The sequence below is a fragment of the Chitinimonas violaceus genome (assembly GCF_052601015.1).
Map to the genome: position 1 here is coordinate 1 of NZ_JBQXDJ010000234.1, position 445 is coordinate 445.

General features: G+C 48.8%; 1 protein-coding gene. It reads right to left on the bottom strand.

Annotated elements, in window-relative coordinates:
- Positions 1-118: 118 nt before the first annotated feature.
- Positions 119-346 (bottom strand): hypothetical protein, encoded by a 228-nt coding sequence (locus ACUHMQ_RS21095; protein WP_445297398.1) that lies wholly within the window; start codon positions 344-346, stop codon positions 119-121.
- Positions 347-445 lie beyond the last annotated feature (99 nt).

A 445-nucleotide genomic window follows, 5' to 3' on the forward strand; every position in this document is an offset into this window, starting at 1 on the left:
TCTGCCTCCTTAAGCACGGTGATGATTTGGCTGTCCGAAAATCTCGATTTCTTCATTTTGTAGAACTCCCTCTATCCGAGAAAATTCTACTTCTGCACACCCCTATTTTCCGGGGGGATTACCGTTCGTCCTGCTCATCGCGTATCTGCTTGGCCGTCTTTCGTACATTACCCAGTACACCACCTAGGGCAATCAGCTTGCCTTTCTCGATATCCATTCGATGCATTGTTTCCACGTCACCGGCTTTGTTAGCGCGTTTAAGTTCTGCAATGGCTTCTGCAGCCGGTCGTTGTTCACGGTAGAAACGGGTACGGATATCTTGAGGTAGCCTGAATTCCGTAGACACACCTGATTGGTAAACTTGAGCCAACAGGAGGCTGCGGTGAGTAAGAGAGAAACACAAAGCTATACGTCGGAATACCGAGCGGAAGCCATCAAGTTAGTG